This window comes from Arhodomonas sp. KWT (genome assembly GCF_010993615.1).
On sequence record NZ_WNXE01000002.1, the window covers coordinates 30,796 to 46,698 of the forward strand.

Consider the following 15,903-nt stretch of genomic DNA (forward strand, 5'->3'; position numbering starts at 1 on the left):
ACCTATGAACACCGCCTGCATATCCTGGCGGCGGCGCGGCGAGAACTCGATGTCCCGCCGCAGCAGCCGGCGTAGCTCACGGTAGCGGCGCTCGCTGACATCGAGGTTGAAGAGTTGACGGAGGGTCGTGCTGTAGTCCGATTCGTCCTCGGGGTAACGGGCAGTCTCCAGGATCTTTCCGCCCAGGTCCTCGAACGCCTCGGTATAGGCGCCGGCCACGCGCGATCCCCATTCCCCCGTGGGCACGAGCACCACCGCGCGGTCCTTGCCGCTGGCCCAGGCGGCGCGTGCGGCGGTACGGGCGTCGTCCTCCGGCGAGAGGCCGAAGTGGTATACGCCCTCCGGCGACGACTCGCCGTCGACGGTATTGAGGGTGAGGACCTGTCGGTCGTCGTTGCGGCGCGAGCTCACCGCGCGCACGCCGGCCTTGGTAAGCGGACCGACCACCATGTCGGCGTTGCCGGCATGCTGGTAGGCGGCGACGGCGCCGGCGACGCTGCCTTTGGTGTCGAGGATGTCGAGGGCGGGGCGTTCGTCCCCCGCGGCGTAGTAAGCGGTCAGGAAGCCGTCCCGGATCGCCTTGCCGACCTCCGCGAGGTCGCCGGACAGCGGCAGCAGCAGCGCGATGCGTTTCGGCGGGGCGAGGGCCGCCCGCCGCCGCTCGACCAGCTGGTCGGCGAAGTCCGATGCCGGATGATCCGGGTAAAGTGAATGCCATGACGATACCGCGGATGCCACCGCATCGGTGTCGTCCCCGGCGTCACGCACACGGTTGGCGAGTGACAACCAGCCGGCCTCTGCGCCGCTGTCCGCGCGGCCTGCCGCCTGCTCGAGGCGGTCCGGCGGAATCTGCTGGAGTATGGACCAGATGCGTTCCGAGCGGGCACCGTCGGTGCGCCCGGAGAGCACCTGCGCGCGAATGAGATCCCGGGCGGCGGCGAGCGGCTCGCCGCCCGCACGCCGGGCCTCGGCGCGCTGATCCAGCCAGGCCGCGGCTACCGGCGGAGCGAGGCCGTCCGGTACCGGCGTGAGCCGGCGGATCACCGTGGCGGGGGCGAGCGTCTCGCCGTCCAGGCGCATGCGCAGCAGCAGCCGCAGGCCCGCGCCGGCCTCGCCGGCGTCAGCGTCGCCCACATCGTCGCGAAGAGTGGATGCGGTGGCGTCGTCGCCCGCGCGCGCATAGAGAATGGCCGCCTGCAGGCGCAGTGCGTTCGCCCGTGCCGGTGACGACGCCTCGCCGGCGGCCTGCTCGAGCCGTGCCGCCGCCGCGTCCATCCGACCGTCGCCGGCGAGCCGCGCGGCCTCGGTGAGTGCGGGCGACGGCGCCGGTGTCGGCGGCCCCGGTGTCGGGGTGGTGGCGCAGCCATGGAGCAGCACGGCAAGGACGGCGGCGATCAGTAGCCTGCTCGGGGTGGTCCGGGGCATTGTGCGGGTGTCCTGGGGTTGTGCCGCGCGGCACGGATCCCTCGCCCCGTGCCGGCGCAATGGTTAGACTGCGCCTGGCGGCGGCCGCCGCCGGTCGCCTGTATGAGTATCCGCAGGGTGGAATCAGCGTGTCAAATAACCCCGGACGGCTGTTCGTCGTCGCCACGCCCATCGGCAACCTCGAGGACATCAGCGCCCGTGCGGTAGCGGTTCTCGGTGGGGTGGGACGTATCGCCGCCGAGGATACCCGTCATACCGCCGCGCTGCTCAGTCATCTTGGTATACGCCGTCCGCTGCTCAGCCTCCACGAGCACAACGAGGCCGTCCGGGTGGAACGGGTGGTCGCGGCCCTGGCCGCGGGCGAGGACGTGGCGTTGGTCAGCGATGCCGGCACCCCGCTGATCAGCGACCCGGGTTACCGCCTGGTGCGCGAGCTGCGTCACCAGGGCTACGCGGTCACGCCGGTGCCGGGGGCGTGCAGTGTGATTGCGGCGCTGTCGGTCGCCGGTCTGCCCAGTGACCGTTTCGTCTACGAGGGGTTCCTGCCGGCGAAGGCGCAGCAGCGTGCCCGGCGCCTCCAGGCTTTGGCCGCGGAGGCGCGCACCGTGGTGATGCTGGAGTCCGGCCACCGTATCGCGGCGTCGCTGGAGGCGATGGCGGCGTCGTTCGGCGGCGACAGGGAGGCCTGCCTGGCGCGGGAGCTCACCAAGCGCTTCGAGACGGTCCGGCTCGCCACCCTGGATGAGCTGGCCGCGTGGGTCGCGGCGGACGCGAACCAGCGGCGTGGCGAGTTCGTGCTCATGGTCCGCGGTGTCGAGGCTCAGGCCGTTGCGGACACCGTGACGGTGGATGCGCTGATCGATGAACTCGCGGGGGAGATGCCGCCGCGCCGGGCGGCACGGCTGCTCGCCCGGCTTACCGGTGGGAGTGCCAATACATTCTATCGGCGCCTCGCCCGGGAGGACGGGTGAATCTGGTATCCTTGCGCCGGGGAGTCGGCCGGATGGTCGCTGCGTCTTCGACGTGGAGGAAAGTCCGGGCTCCACAGGGCAGGGTGCCAGGTAACGCCTGGGCGGCGTGAGCCGACGGAAAGTGCCACAGAAAATACACCGCCGATGGCCCCGTGCGGGGCACAGGTAAGGGTGAAAAGGTGCGGTAAGAGCGCACCGCGCGGGTGGCAACATGCCGCGGCACGGTAAACCCCACCCGGAGCAAGACCAAATAGGGGGGCGTACGTGTGGCCCGCACGGCTCCCGGGTAGGTCGCTTGAGGTGTGCGGTGACGCACATCCCAGAGGAATGATCGTCCCCGACAGAACCCGGCTTACAGGCCGGCTCCCCACTTTTCCCCCGCATGACGGTGCTTCCGGGGTGTCCCCGGAGGTATCGGCGTTGCGGTCGTGGCCTTCTTTTTCCTGCTATTCCGCGGCACTCCGTCGAACACTTTAGTGTCGACTCTCCTTTTCGTTCCTAGTGGCATGTTTCAGCGCCGGTTTTCGGTGCTTCCCGACCGTCTGTCGTGCGCCCTGTGGCTTCTTTCGTAAGTTCCTGAGTGGAAGGGAAAAACGCGCGCGTCGCTCCTTGACGGTGCGATAGGGGGTGCCTATAGTGTGTCGCTAAGTGGGAGAAAGTGGTGGGAAATGGAACTCCCGGGCCGAAAAGGGGTAGCGAGTGTTTCGCGGTGTCGCCCATATCAATCTTGATGCGAAGGGCCGGATGGCGTTCCCCAGCCGTTACCGCGAGCGGCTGCAGTCCCTTTGTGACGGTGAGCTGGTACTGACCGTGGACCGCGATCACTGTCTGCTCGTCTACCCGATGCCCGAGTGGGAGACCATCGAACGCAAGCTTGTGGAGCTCCCCGCGCTCAACCGCACCGCACGCCGGCTGCAGCGGCTGCTCATCGGCCATGCCACGGACTGTCAGCTGGACGGCAACGGCCGAATCCTGGTGCCGCCGCCGCTGCGCGAGTTCGCCGGGCTCGATAAGCGGACCGTGCTGATCGGCCAGGGCAACAAGTTCGAGCTCTGGGACGAGGATGAATGGCTGCGCCGTCGTGACGAATGGCTCGCCGAGGCCTCCGAGGAGGAGGATCTGCCCGAGGAACTGGAGGCCCTGTCGCTGTGACCGCCGAGGCAACCCCCCGTGACGACGCACACCGCCCGGTGTTGCGGGACGCCGCCGTCGAGGCGATGGCGGTGCGGGGGGACGGCACCTATATCGACGCGACCTTCGGGCGCGGCGGGCACAGTGCCGAGCTGCTCGCGCGACTTGGCCCGGGGGGGCGGCTGTGGCTGCTGGACCAGGACCCGGCCGCGATCGAGGCCGCGCGCACCCGCTTCGGTGACGACCCGCGCTGCCGGATCCGCCACACCTCGTTCGCGCGGCTTGCCGAGCTTGCCGACGAGGAGGGTCTGGGGGGCGCGGTGGACGGTCTGCTGCTGGACCTCGGGGTGTCCTCGCCCCAGCTCGATGAGCCGGAGCGGGGGTTCAGTTTCCAGCACGACGGCCCGCTGGACATGCGAATGAACACCGGGGCCGGGCCGACCGCCCGGGAGTGGCTGATGGAGGCGCCGGAACGCGAGATCGTTCGCGTGCTGCGCGAGTACGGCGAGGAGCGTTTCGCCCGGCGTATCGCCGCGACGATCGTGCGCCATCGCGACGCGGGGACGCTGCCGGCGCGCACCGCCGCCTTCGCCGAGCTGGTGGGGGCGGCGGTGCCGCGCCATGAACGCCACAAGCACCCGGCGACACGCACATTCCAGGCTCTGCGTATCGCGGTCAACGACGAGCTCGGTGCCCTGGATGCTGGCTTGGCTGCCGTCCGCCGGCTCCTGGCCCCGGGAGGCCGGCTGGTGGTGATCAGTTTCCATTCGCTGGAGGATCGGCGGGTCAAGCGTTTCATCCGCGACGCCAGCCGGGTGGGCGAGCTCCCCCCGGGGGTCGCCCAGGCGCCGCCGGAGCTCGAGCCGTGGCTGCGCCGCATCGGCCGGGCGGTCCGTGCCGACGAGGCCGAGCTCGGTGACAACCGCCGCGCACGCAGCGCGGTGATGCGTTGTGCGGAGCGCTTGCCGTGAGGTCGGGCTGGGCGATCGGTGTGCTGATCCTGGCGGTGGCCGCGAGCGCGGTGGCGGTGGTGTACAGCACCCACGAGAGCCGCAAGGCGTTCGTGGCGCTGCAGGAGCTGCAGCGCGAGCGCGACACGCTGAACGTCGAATGGGGTCGGCTGCGCATCGAACAGGGCACCGTGGCGACTCACGGGCGTATCGAGCGCATCGCCCGCGAACGCCTCGGCATGCGGATGCCGGAGCGCGACGACATCGTCATTATCCGCGCGACGCGCGTGGCCGGGGAGGCAACGCATTGAGCGGTACGCCGCACAGGACAGACAGCACACGCGGCTCCGGGCGCTGGCGGCTCGTAGCCGTCGCCGGTGTGCTGGGTCTGCTCGCCTTCGTGCTGGTGGCGCGGGCGGTGGAGATCCAGGTGGTCGAGCGTGCCTTCCTCGAGGGGCAGGGGCATGCCCGCCATGTGCGTGTGAATACCGTGCCGGCGCACCGCGGCATGATCACCGACCGCTTCGGCGAGCCGTTGGCGATCAGCTCGCCGGTGGATTCGGTCTGGGCCGATCCCTCCGCGCTGTTGCCTGCCGTGGACCGCCTCGACGAGCTCGCCAGGCCACTCGGCCTCGATCCCGCGAAGCTGCGCCGGCGCCTGGAGGCGGAGGCGCAGCGTGGCCGCGAGTTCGTCTACATCCGCCGGCACATTCCGCCGGCGCTCGGCGAGCAGGTCATGGATCTGCGCATCCCGGGGGTCTCGCTGCGGCGCGAGTACCAGCGTTTTTACCCCACCGGCGAGGTCAGCGGTCACGTGCTCGGTTTCACCGACATCGACGACCGCGGCCAGACCGGCCTGGAGCGGGCGTACGATTCCTGGCTGTCGGGTCAGTCCGGAGCCAAGCGGGTCATGCGTGACCGCCTCGGGCGCGTGATCGAGGACATCGAGCAGCTGCGTGAGCCCGAGCCCGGCAAGGACCTGGCCCTGAGTCTGGACCGCCGCCTGCAGTACATCGCCTACCGCTCTCTGAAGTCGACAGTGCAGCGCTTCCAGGCCAGGAGCGGCTCGATCGTGGTGCTCGATGCGCGCAGCGGCGAAGTGCTCGCCATGGCCAGTCAGCCGGGCTTCAACCCCAACGACCGCAGCCAGCTGCGTGGGCCCCTCTACCGCAATCGTGCGGTCACCGACGTGGTGGAACCGGGCTCCACGATGAAGCCGTTCGCCGTCGCCGCCGCGCTGGAGACGGGCAAGTTCGAGCCGGGCACGCCCATCAATGCCGATCCCGGCTGGATGATGGTGGGCGGCAACACGGTGCAGGACGTCCACAACTATGGCGCCATCGACGTCGCCACGGTCCTCCAGAAATCCAGCAACGTTGGTGTCACCAAGATTGCCCTGTCGCTTGAGCGCGGCCGCATCTGGCGGATGGTCGACGCCGCCGGTTTCGGGCGTTCCACCGCCAGCGGCTATCCCGGCGAGGCCGGGGGCCACCTCGCACCGGTGCCACCGGACAGCCATTTCGAGCGGGCGACGCTTGCCTTCGGTTACGGCCTGTCGGCGACGCCGCTGCAGATCGCCCACGCCTACACGGCCTTCGCCAACGACGGGCGGATGCCGATGATCTCGTTCCTGCGCGGCGGCTCCCAGGAGCCGGCGAAGCGGGTGATGAGCGAGAAGACCGCGGACAGCGTCCTGCACATGCTCGAGGGGGTGGTCACGCCCGAGGGTACCGCCGAGCGCGCCGACATCAGCGGCTACCGGGTTGCGGGCAAGACCGGCACCTCCAAGCAGGCGGTGGCCGGAGGCTATTCCGACGACGACTACCTCGCGCTGTTCGCCGGCATCGTCCCGGCGAGCGATCCACGCTTCGTGTGCGTCGTGGTGGTGCGCGAGCCCAAGGGCGACAGCTACTACGGTGGTACCGTCTCCGCTCCGGTGTTCCGCGAGGTCATGTCCCAGGCGCTGCGGCTGTACAACATTCCGCCGGACGAGGACGGCGGCCTCGGGCCGCTGATGATCGCGGGAGGGCGCGGCCATGACTGAGCGGCGCCTGGACGGACTGCTCGCGCCCCTGGGGATCGACGCCCCGGCGCTCGCGCTGACTGACCTCGCCCTGGATAGCCGCGAGGTGGCTGAAGGCGGCGTGTTCCTCGCGGTGCGGGGCGCCGGCGGGCATGGCCTCGCGCACCTGGAGGACGCGCTGGCGCGCAAGCCCGCGGCGGTGCTGTGGGACCCGGAGGGCGCGCCGGACGCCTACGCCGTGCTGGAGCGCTGCGAACGGGCCGGGGTGGCCGCGATCGCGGTGCCCGGACTCGGCGGGAGTATCGGCATGCTCGCGGCGCGGTTCTTTGGCGGGCCCGGTCGGCGGTTGCGCCTGGTGGGAGTGACCGGTACCGACGGCAAGACCTCCACCACCCAGTTTGTCGCCGCTGCCCTGGACCGGGCCGGTCACCCCTGGGCGAGCATCGGCACGCTCGGCTGGGGCCGGCCTGGTGCACTGCGGGAGACGCGCCATACCACGCCGGATGTGGTGGGTCTGCAGCGCCGCCTCGCCGCGCTCGTCGACGACGGGGTCGAGGGGGTCGCCATGGAGGTCTCCTCCCATGCCCTTGACCAGGACCGTACGCAGGGCCTCGATTTCGAGGTGGCGGTGCTCACCAATCTGAGCCGTGACCATCTCGACTATCACGGCAGCGACGCGGCCTATGCCGCTGCCAAGGCGCGGCTGTTCCTGGACACGGAGCCGGCGGCCGCCGTGCTCAACCTCGACGATGCCTTCGGCCGGGATATGGCGGCGCGTACCGGGGCGGCGGTGATCGGTTACAGCCTCGCTGATGCGCCTGGCGCCCGAATCCGGGCCCGCGGGGTGCATGCCGGTGACGAGGGGCTGGCGTTCACCCTGGATATCGACGGCGATGCCGTCGACGTGGCGGTCCCGGTCTTCGGGCTGTTCAACGTCGCCAATCTCCTGGCCACGGCCGGGGTGCTGCTGGCCCTGGGCGAACCTGCCGGATCGATCGCTGCGACGCTCGCCGCCTGCCGGCCGGTCCCGGGCCGCATGCAGGCGCTCGGCGGCGGTGACCGGCCGCTGGTCATCGTCGACTACGCCCACACCCCCGCGGCGCTGGAGGCCGCCCTCGCCGCCTCCCGGCAGCACTGCGCGGGGGCGCTGTGGTGCGTGTTCGGCTGCGGCGGTGACCGGGATACCGGCAAGCGTGCGCCGATGGGCCGGGCGGCAGCCGGTCTCGCCGACCACGTGATCCTCACCAGCGACAATCCCCGGGGCGAGCCCCCGGAGTCGATCATAGACGCGATCCGTGCCGGTTTGCCGGCCCCGGACGCGGCCCGGGCCATCCCGGACCGTGGCGAGGCCATCCGCACGGCGGTGGCCGGTGCACACGCCGGCGACGTCGTGCTGGTGGCCGGCAAGGGGCACGAGGCCTACCAGATCGTGGGTGATGAGGTACGTGCCTTCAGCGACCGCGAGGCGGTCGAGGCGGCGCTGGCCGCCGGGGAGGGCCCATGGAGCCGGTGAAGCTCTCGCAGCTCGTGGTGGCCCTCGGTGAGGGGCGCCACCGCGGCGCCGACGCCATCGTCACCGGCGTGGTCATCGATTCCCGCATCGCCGGCGAGGGCACGCTGTTCGTGGCGCTGCCGGGGCGCCACGTCGACGGCCACGATTTCATCGCTTCTGCCCGGGCCGCGGGCGCCGCCGCCGCGCTGGTGGCCCGGGTGGTGGACGACCCGCTGCCGCAGTGGGTGGTCGAGGATCCGGCCGCCACGCTGGCGCGCCTCGGTGCCCGGGTGCGGGCCCAGGCGCCGGCGACCGTGATCGGTGTGACCGGCTCCAACGGCAAGACCACGGTCAAGGAGATGATCGCCGCGATCCTCTCGCAGGGGGCGGAGACGCTCGCCACCCGCGGCAACCTCAACAACGACCTGGGCGTGCCGCTGACGCTGTGCCGGCTCAACGCCGGGCACCGCTACGCGGTGATCGAGATGGGGGCCAATGCCCCCGGGGACATCGCCCGGCTGGCGGCGCTCGCCGCGCCGGACGTGGGGGTGGTGACCAATGCCGGGCCGGCGCACCTGTCGGGGTTCGGAGACATCGCCGGCGTGGCCCGGGCAAAGGGTGAACTGTTTGCCGGGATCGCGCGTGACGGGGTTGCGGTGATCAATGCCGACGACGATTATGCGCCGCTTTGGCGGCAACTGGCGGACGGACGACGCAGCGTGATGTTCGGAACTCGAGGGGATGCTGACATTCGTGCCACCGCGGAGGCGGACGGCACCACGATCCTGGTCCTGCCCGGCGGCGAGCACCTGCGGGTGCGCCTGCCGCTGCCCGGTGCGCACAACCGGCTCAACGCGGCGGCGGCGGCCGCGACCGCGCTCGCCGCCGGCGCCTCGCCGGCCTGGATCGTGCCGGGGCTCGAGCGCATGGCGTCGGTGCCGGGGCGCTGGAGCGAGGAGGTCCTGCAGGGCGGTGTGATCCTCATTGACGACAGCTACAACGCCAACCCCCGGTCGCTGGGCGCCGCGGTCGAGGTGCTCGCGCAGACACCGCCGGCCTGGGTGGTGCTCGGCGACATGGGCGAGCTCGGCGAGTCGGCCGGGCGGCTGCACGCCGAGGCCGGCGAAGCCATGCGCCGGGCGGGTATCGAGCGGGTGTTCGCCCTCGGGCCGCTGGCCGCGGAGGCCGCGGCGGCGTTCGGCGAGGGCGGCGGGTCCTTCGATGACGTCGCTGCGCTGGTCGACACCATGGCCCGCGACTGGCGCGCCGGCGTGCGTGTGCTCGTGAAGGGGTCGCGCTCCGCGGCGATGGAGCGCGTCTGCGAGGCGCTGAGGCAGCGCTACGGCATCGCAGGGGGGGCGTGACCATGCTGCTGGCACTGGCGAACTGGCTCGAGGGCTTCTACAGCGGCTTCAACGTGTTCCAGTACCTCACGTTCAGGGCCATCCTCGGCACGCTCACCGCGCTCGGTATTGCGCTGCTCGTCGGCCCGGTCCTGATCCGCCGTCTGGTGCGTTACCAGATCGGGCAGTACGTCCGCGAGGACGGCCCCCAGACCCATCTCTCCAAGGCAGGCACACCCACCATGGGCGGTGCGCTGATCCTGGTGGGGATCGCCGTGGCCACGGTGCTGTGGAGCGACCTCACCAACCGCTTCGTGTGGATGGTACTGCTGGTCACCCTGGCGTTCGGCGTCATCGGCGGCGCCGACGACTGGCTCAAGCTCACCCGCGGCAGCAGCCACGGCCTGTCCGCCCGGGCGAAGTACCTGGCGCAGTCCGCGGTCGGCCTGGTGGCCGCGCTGGTGCTGTTCACCAGCGCGCAGACGCCGGTGGAGACCTCGCTGATCGTGCCCTTCTTCAAGAGCGTCGTGCTGCCGCTGGGCTGGCTGTTTCTGCCGCTGGCGTATTTCGTGATCGTGGGCAGCTCCAATGCGGTCAACCTCACCGATGGCCTCGACGGCCTCGCGATCCTGCCCAGCGTGCTCGTGGGCGGCGCACTGGGCGTTTTCGCCTACGCCACCGGCCATGCCAACTTCGCCACCTACCTCGGCATCCCGTTCATCCACGGCGTCGGCGAGGTCGTGGTGTTCTGCGGTGCCCTGGTGGGGGCGGGGCTGGGCTTTCTCTGGTTCAACACGTACCCGGCGCAGGTGTTCATGGGCGACGTCGGCGCGCTTGCGCTGGGGGCGGCCCTGGGCACCATCGCGGTGGTCGTCCGCCAGGAGCTGGTGCTGTTCATCATGGGCGGCGTGTTCGTCGTCGAGACGGTCTCGGTGATGCTGCAGGTGGCCTCGTACCGGCTTACCGGGCGGAGGATCTTCCGCATGGCGCCGTTGCATCACCACTTCGAGCTCAAGGGCTGGCCGGAGCCGCGGGTCATCGTGCGGTTCTGGATCATCACGGTCGTGCTCGTGCTCATCGGTCTGGCAACACTGAAGCTGCGCTGATGATGGCAATAAAGGACCACAACCCGGAGAACGCGCGCCGCGCGACGGTGGTCGGCCTCGGCGAGACCGGCTACGCCTGTGCGCGCCATCTCCGGCGCCAGGGCTGGCGGGTGGCGGTAACGGATACACGTGCCGAGCCGCCGTATGCGGCCCGGCTGCGTGACGAGCACCCGGAGATCATCCAGGCCGTCGGTGACCTCGATGCCGCGCTGCTGCGGGGGGGCGACACCGTGGTCCTGAGCCCCGGGGTCGATCCCAGGGTGCCGGCGATCGCCGCTGCCCGGGCCGCCGGCGTGGAGGTGATCGGCGAGATCGAGCTGTTCGCCCGCGCGGCCGAGGCCCCGGTGATCGCTGTCACCGGTTCCAACGGCAAGAGCACGGTAACCACGCTCGTCGCCGCGATGATCCAGGAGGCGGGGCTGAATGCCGCGGCGGGCGGAAACCTGGGGCCTGCGGCGCTGGCACTGCTCGAGCGTCCGGTCCCGAACTATTACGTCCTCGAGCTCTCCAGTTTCCAGCTCGAGACCGTCACCAGCCTGGCGCCGGCGGCATCGGTGGTACTCAACGTCAGCGCCGATCACATGGACCGCTACGACGGGCTGGGCGACTACGCGGCCACCAAGGCGCGGATCTACGAGCGCGCGGCGACCGCCGTGATCAACCGCGACGATCGGGTGGTCGCCGCCATGGCCCACGGTCCGCACTCCGTGGGCTTTACCACGGGGCGGCCGCAGGGCTGTGACTGGGGGATTGCCGACGGCCGTTTCACCCGCGGCCACAGCCCGTGCGCACCGGTGGAGGCGCTGGCGCTGCCGGGCACGCACAACCGTGCCAACGCCCTGGCCGCGCTGGCGCTGGGTGACGCCATCGGCCTGGCCTGGGCGGCGATGGCCCGCGCCCTGTCGCGTTACCGCGGGCTGCCGCACCGCATGGCGCACATCGCCCACGTGGCCGGTCGTGACTACTACGACGATTCCAAGGGCACCAATGTCGGTGCCACGGTCTCCGCCGTCTCCGGGATCGCGCAGCCGCTGGTGCTCATCGCCGGCGGTCAGGGGAAGGACCAGGATTTCGCACCGCTGGCGGCGGCCCTGCGCGGCCGGGTTCGCGCTGCGGTGCTCATCGGCACCGATGCGGCGGCGATCGCGGCGGTGCTGGCGGATGTCTGCCCCGTGGAGACCGCGGTGGATATGGACGGGGCCGTGCACCGGGCGGCGGCACTGAGCCGTCCCGGGGACGCGGTGGTCCTGAGCCCGGCGTGCGCCAGCCAGGACATGTTCACGGACTATGCCGAGCGCGGACGTGCGTTCCAGGCGTGCGTGGAGGGGCTGAGCCATGATTGAGCGCGCCCTGGCCCGATTCACGCCGCAGGGGCGGGATATCCCGGCCGCGCTGGACTGGCCGCTGGTGGCGACGGTGGGGGTGCTGCTGGTTTTCGGTCTGGTCATGGTCGCCTCGGCATCCATGGCCGTGGCCGAGCGCGAGACCGGGGCCGCCCTCTCGCTGTTCTATCGCCAGGGGTTCTTTACCGTCATGGGGGTGATCGTCGTCACCCTCGGGCTGATGCTGGTCCGCACCACCGACCTGGAGGCGGCCGGACCGGGGCTGCTCGGCGTGAGCCTGCTGCTGCTGGTCGTCGTGCTGCTGCCCGGGGTCGGCCGCGAGGTCAACGGCGCGGTGCGCTGGCTGCCCCTCGGTGTGGTCAACCTGCAGGTCTCCGAAGTCGCCAAGCTCGGGGTGCTGATCTATCTCGCCGGCTATGTGGTACGCCGGGGCGAGGCACTGCGCACACGCTTCAGCGGATTCCTGGTGCCGGTGGCGATCCTGGCGCTGGTGGCGGGCCTGCTGCTCATGGAGCCGGATTTCGGCGGCGCCGCGGTGATCCTCGCCACCGGTGCGGTGGTGCTGTTCCTGGGCGGGGCGCCGCTGTCCCGCATGCTGCTGCTGGCCGCCCTGGGCGTCATTGCCGCGGCCGGGCTGATCGTCAGCTCGCCGTACCGCTGGGAGCGACTGACCGGCTTTCTCAACCCCTGGGCGGACCCGTTCGACAGCGGTTTCCAGCTCACCCAGGCGCTCATCGCGGTGGGCCGCGGCGGCTGGTTCGGGGTGGGGCTCGGCAACAGCGTGCAGAAGCTGTTCTATCTGCCCGAGGCGCACACGGACTTCCTCTTCTCCGTGCTCGCCGAGGAGCTCGGCGTCCTCGGCGTGACGGCGGTGGTGGCGCTGTTCACGTTCATGGTCTGGCGCATCCTGCGCATCGGCGTGGCTGCGTTCAACGAGGGCCGGCCGTTCGGCGCGTACGTATGCTGGGGCGTCGGCTTCTGGCTGGGGGCGCAGGCGTTCATCAACATGGGCGTGAACCTCGGCCTGCTGCCGACCAAGGGCCTGACCCTGCCGCTGATGAGCTATGGCGGGAGCAGCCTGGTCGTCACCCTCGCCGCTGTGGGGCTCGTGCTCCGGGTCGACTGGGAGCGTCGGGCCGCGGCGGCCGCGGCCACGGACGAGCCGGGGAGGGTCGCGGCATGACGGCGCCCGTGATCATCACCGCCGGCGGTACCGGCGGCCACGTGTTCCCGGCCCTGGCGGTGGCGGAGGCCTTGCGCGAGGCGGATGTTCCGGTGGTGTGGATGGGCACGCCCCACGGGCTGGAGGCGCGGGTGGCCGGCAATGCTGGCATCCCCTTCGAGCCGGTGACCGTGCGCGCGCTGCGCGGCCGCGGCCTGCGGGACACGCTGACCGCGCCATGGATGCTCCTGCGGGCGCTGCTCCAGGCGCTCGCCGCGGTGCGGCGGCGCTCGCCGCGCGCGGTACTCGGCATGGGCGGCTATGCCAGCGGGCCGGGGGCGATCGCCGCCTGGCTCCTGCGCCGGCCGCTGATCATCCATGAGCAGAACGCCGTCGCCGGCATGACCAACCAGCGCCTCGCCCGGATGGCGGCGCAGGTGCTCACCGGTTTCGACCGTCCGTTCCCGGGGGCGCCGGCTGCGCGCTTCGTGGGCAACCCGGTACGCGCCGCGGTCGCCGCGGTGGCGCCGCCGCAGGAGCGTCTCGCCGGCCGCGAGGGACCGGTGCGGGTGCTGGTGCTCGGCGGCAGCCTCGGTGCCCGGGCCCTCAACGAGACCGTGCCCCGCGTGCTTGCGGGCCTGCCGGGCGGGGTGCGCCCTGAGGTCCGGCACCAGGCCGGCGAACGCACCCTCGCGGTCGCCCGCCAGGCCTACGAGCAGGCGGAAGTGGACGCCGAGGTCATGCCGTTCATCGAGGACATGGCCGCCGCCTACGCCTGGGCGGACCTGGTGATCTGCCGCGCCGGTGCGCTCACGGTCGCGGAGCTCGCTGCGGCGGGCTGCGCGGCGGTGCTGGTGCCGTATCCGTACGCGGTGGACGACCACCAGGCGGCGAATGCGGCGTTCCTGGTGGACGCGGGGGCGGCCTTCATGCTGCGCGAGCCGGAGCTCGCGCGGGGGGCGCTGGAGCGGGTGCTCTCGGAACTGCTTGGCGACCGCGATCGTCTTCGCGCCATGGCCGTCCGGGCCCGGGAGAAGGGCCGGCCGGATGCGGCGCGCGCGGTGGCGGATGTCTGTCTGGAGGTAGGGGCATGAGCGATATGCCGCAGGGTGCCATGGACCCGAACGCGCCGGGCGCGATGGGCCGGGTGCGACACCTGCATTTCGTGGGTATCGGTGGCGCCGGTATGGGCGGCATCGCCGAGGTGCTGTGCAACCTCGGCTATACGGTCACCGGCTCGGATCTGCGCGAGAATGCGATCACGCGCCGGCTGGCCGGTCTCGGGGTGACGGTCTACATCGGTCACGACGCCGGTCACGTCGCCGCCGCGGACGCGGTGGTGATCAGCTCCGCGGTGGGCGAGGACAACCCGGAGGTGCAGGCGGCGCGGCGCCGTCGGCTGCCGGTGGTGCCCCGCGCGGAGATGCTCGCCGAGCTGATGCGTTTCCGCTTCGGGATCGCGGTTGCCGGCACCCACGGCAAGACCACGACCACCAGCCTGGTGGCGAGCATCCTCGCCGAGGGTGGCCAGGACCCGACCTTCGTCATCGGTGGCCGGCTCAACAGCGCGGCCAGTCACGCCCGTCTCGGCGCCGGGCGCTACCTGGTGGCGGAGGCGGACGAGAGCGACGCCTCGTTCCTCTACCTCAAGCCGATGATCGCGGCGGTGACCAATGTCGACGCCGACCATCTCGGCACCTACGAGGGCGATTTCCAGCGCCTGCGCGGGACGTTCCTGGAGTTCCTGCACCACCTGCCCTTCTACGGACTGGCGGTGATGTGCATCGACGACCCGCAGGTGCGCGAGCTCGTGGACCGGGTGACCTGCCCGGTACGGACCTACGGCTTCGCCGAGGACGCCGACGTGCGCGCCACCGATATCCGTCAGGACGGCATCGCCACGCGCTTCACGGTCACCGTGGAGGACGGCGAGCCCTTCGAGGTTACGCTCAACCTGCCCGGCCGGCATAACGCCCAGAACGCGCTGGCGGCGATCGCCATCGCCGCCGAGCTGGAGATCCCGCAGGAGGCGATGCAGCGGGCGCTGGCGCACTTCCAGGGCATCGGCCGGCGTTTCCAGGTCTACGGTGAGCTGGCGCTGCCCGGCGGCCGCGCGCTGCTGGTGGACGACTATGCCCATCACCCGCGGGAGATCGCCGCGGTGATCCACGCGGTGCGTGAGGGCTGGCCCGGGCGGCGACTGGTGGTGGCGTTCCAGCCGCACCGCTACAGCCGTACCCAGGAGCTGTTCGACGAGTTCGCGCGGGCGCTCTCGGAGGCGGACGCGCTGCTGATCAGCGAGGTCTACGCCGCCGGCGAGGCGCCGCTGCCCGGTGTCGACGGCGCCTCGCTGTGCCGGGCCGTGCGTGCCCGGGGCCAGGTGAACCCGGTGTTCGCCGCGGATGTCGAGGAGCTGGGTGCGCTGGTCCCGGACGTGGTCCGGGACGGCGACCTGCTGATCACCCTGGGTGCGGGCAGCATCGGCGGCGTCGCGCCGGCGCTGGTCGCCCGGTTCGGTGACGGGGAGGAGCGCGCATGACCCGCACGGCCGGCCAGCTCCTGCACGACGAGCCCATGGCCCGGCATACCTCGTGGCGGGTCGGGGGGCCGGCGGAGCGGCTCTACCGCCCGGCGGATGCGGACGACCTGTGCCGTTTCCTCGCCGCGCTGCCGGCGGACACGCCGGTGCACTGGGTGGGGCTCGGCAGCAACCTGCTGGTCCGCGACGGTGGGCTGCCGGGTGTCGTCATCCAGGCCGGCCGCGGGCTGGCGGGGCTGGATGTGGAGGCCTCCGGCGAGGTAACGGCCGGGGCCGGGGTGCCCTGTGCCAAGCTCGCCCGGGCCTGCGGGCGGGCAGGGCTGGTGGGTGCGGAGTTCTTTGCGGGCATCCCGGGGATGCTCGGTGGCGCGCTGACCATGAATGCCGGGGCGTGGGGCGGCGAGACCTGGGCCCACGT

At 71.5% G+C, this 15,903-nt stretch carries 14 protein-coding genes and 1 other RNA gene; 14 read left to right on the forward strand and 1 reads right to left on the reverse strand.

Annotated features, from left to right (window positions below):
* Window positions 1-1,425 (reverse strand): penicillin-binding protein activator (locus G7A99_RS01130; RefSeq protein ID WP_163138678.1); only part of this gene is annotated, 1,425 nt, incomplete at its 3' end.
* Between the two features lie 59 nt (window positions 1,426-1,484).
* On the opposite strand from G7A99_RS01130, the gene rsmI reads away from it, so the two are divergent.
* The 14 genes from rsmI to G7A99_RS25060 form a co-directional block, all read left to right on the forward strand.
* Complete coding sequence (gene rsmI, locus G7A99_RS01135; RefSeq protein ID WP_018717652.1) at window positions 1,485-2,396, forward strand: 16S rRNA (cytidine(1402)-2'-O)-methyltransferase; 912 nt, start codon at window positions 1,485-1,487, stop codon at window positions 2,394-2,396.
* A gap of 20 nt (window positions 2,397-2,416) precedes the next feature.
* An RNA gene (gene rnpB / locus G7A99_RS01140) (RNase P RNA component class A) lies at window positions 2,417-2,767 on the forward strand.
* Window positions 2,768-3,095: 328 nt separating this feature from the next.
* Complete coding sequence (gene mraZ / locus G7A99_RS01145; RefSeq protein WP_018717653.1) at window positions 3,096-3,548, forward strand: division/cell wall cluster transcriptional repressor MraZ; 453 nt, start codon at window positions 3,096-3,098, stop codon at window positions 3,546-3,548.
* Entirely contained in the window at window positions 3,545-4,498 is a 954-nt protein-coding gene (gene rsmH, locus G7A99_RS01150) for a 16S rRNA (cytosine(1402)-N(4))-methyltransferase RsmH (protein ID WP_018717654.1), read from the forward strand. Before mraZ ends, rsmH begins: the two co-directional genes overlap by 4 nt.
* Window positions 4,499-4,518: 20 nt before the next feature.
* Window positions 4,519-4,788, forward strand: a complete 270-nt coding sequence (gene ftsL / locus G7A99_RS01155; RefSeq protein ID WP_240466051.1) for a cell division protein FtsL — start codon at window positions 4,519-4,521, stop codon at window positions 4,786-4,788.
* Entirely contained in the window at window positions 4,785-6,521 is a 1,737-nt protein-coding gene (locus G7A99_RS01160; RefSeq protein WP_018717656.1) for a penicillin-binding protein 2, read from the forward strand. Before ftsL ends, G7A99_RS01160 begins: the two co-directional genes overlap by 4 nt.
* The gene (locus G7A99_RS01165) at window positions 6,514-8,013 is read left to right on the forward strand and encodes a UDP-N-acetylmuramoyl-L-alanyl-D-glutamate--2,6-diaminopimelate ligase (protein ID WP_163138679.1); all 1,500 of its coding nucleotides are present in this window, start codon (window positions 6,514-6,516) and stop codon (window positions 8,011-8,013) included. Before G7A99_RS01160 ends, G7A99_RS01165 begins: the two co-directional genes overlap by 8 nt.
* Window positions 8,001-9,356 (forward strand): UDP-N-acetylmuramoyl-tripeptide--D-alanyl-D-alanine ligase, encoded by a 1,356-nt coding sequence (gene murF, locus G7A99_RS01170; RefSeq protein WP_018717658.1) that lies wholly within the window; start codon window positions 8,001-8,003, stop codon window positions 9,354-9,356. The genes G7A99_RS01165 and murF overlap by 13 nt, the downstream gene beginning before the upstream one ends.
* A 2-nt stretch (window positions 9,357-9,358) precedes the next feature.
* Complete coding sequence (gene mraY, locus G7A99_RS01175; RefSeq protein WP_026321001.1) at window positions 9,359-10,441, forward strand: phospho-N-acetylmuramoyl-pentapeptide-transferase; 1,083 nt, start codon at window positions 9,359-9,361, stop codon at window positions 10,439-10,441.
* Complete coding sequence (gene murD, locus G7A99_RS01180; RefSeq protein WP_018717660.1) at window positions 10,441-11,784, forward strand: UDP-N-acetylmuramoyl-L-alanine--D-glutamate ligase; 1,344 nt, start codon at window positions 10,441-10,443, stop codon at window positions 11,782-11,784. The genes mraY and murD overlap by 1 nt, the downstream gene beginning before the upstream one ends.
* Window positions 11,777-12,967, forward strand: coding sequence for a putative lipid II flippase FtsW (ftsW, locus tag G7A99_RS01185; protein ID WP_018717661.1), 1,191 nt, complete (start codon window positions 11,777-11,779; stop codon window positions 12,965-12,967). The genes murD and ftsW overlap by 8 nt, the downstream gene beginning before the upstream one ends.
* Window positions 12,964-14,040, forward strand: a complete 1,077-nt coding sequence (gene murG, locus G7A99_RS01190; RefSeq protein WP_163138680.1) for an undecaprenyldiphospho-muramoylpentapeptide beta-N-acetylglucosaminyltransferase — start codon at window positions 12,964-12,966, stop codon at window positions 14,038-14,040. The genes ftsW and murG overlap by 4 nt, the downstream gene beginning before the upstream one ends.
* The gene (gene murC / locus G7A99_RS01195; RefSeq protein ID WP_018717663.1) at window positions 14,037-15,485 is read left to right on the forward strand and encodes a UDP-N-acetylmuramate--L-alanine ligase; all 1,449 of its coding nucleotides are present in this window, start codon (window positions 14,037-14,039) and stop codon (window positions 15,483-15,485) included. Before murG ends, murC begins: the two co-directional genes overlap by 4 nt.
* The coding region (locus G7A99_RS25060) for an FAD-binding protein (RefSeq protein WP_240466052.1) at window positions 15,482-15,903 on the forward strand (422 nt) is incomplete at its 3' end. The genes murC and G7A99_RS25060, both read left to right, overlap by 4 nt.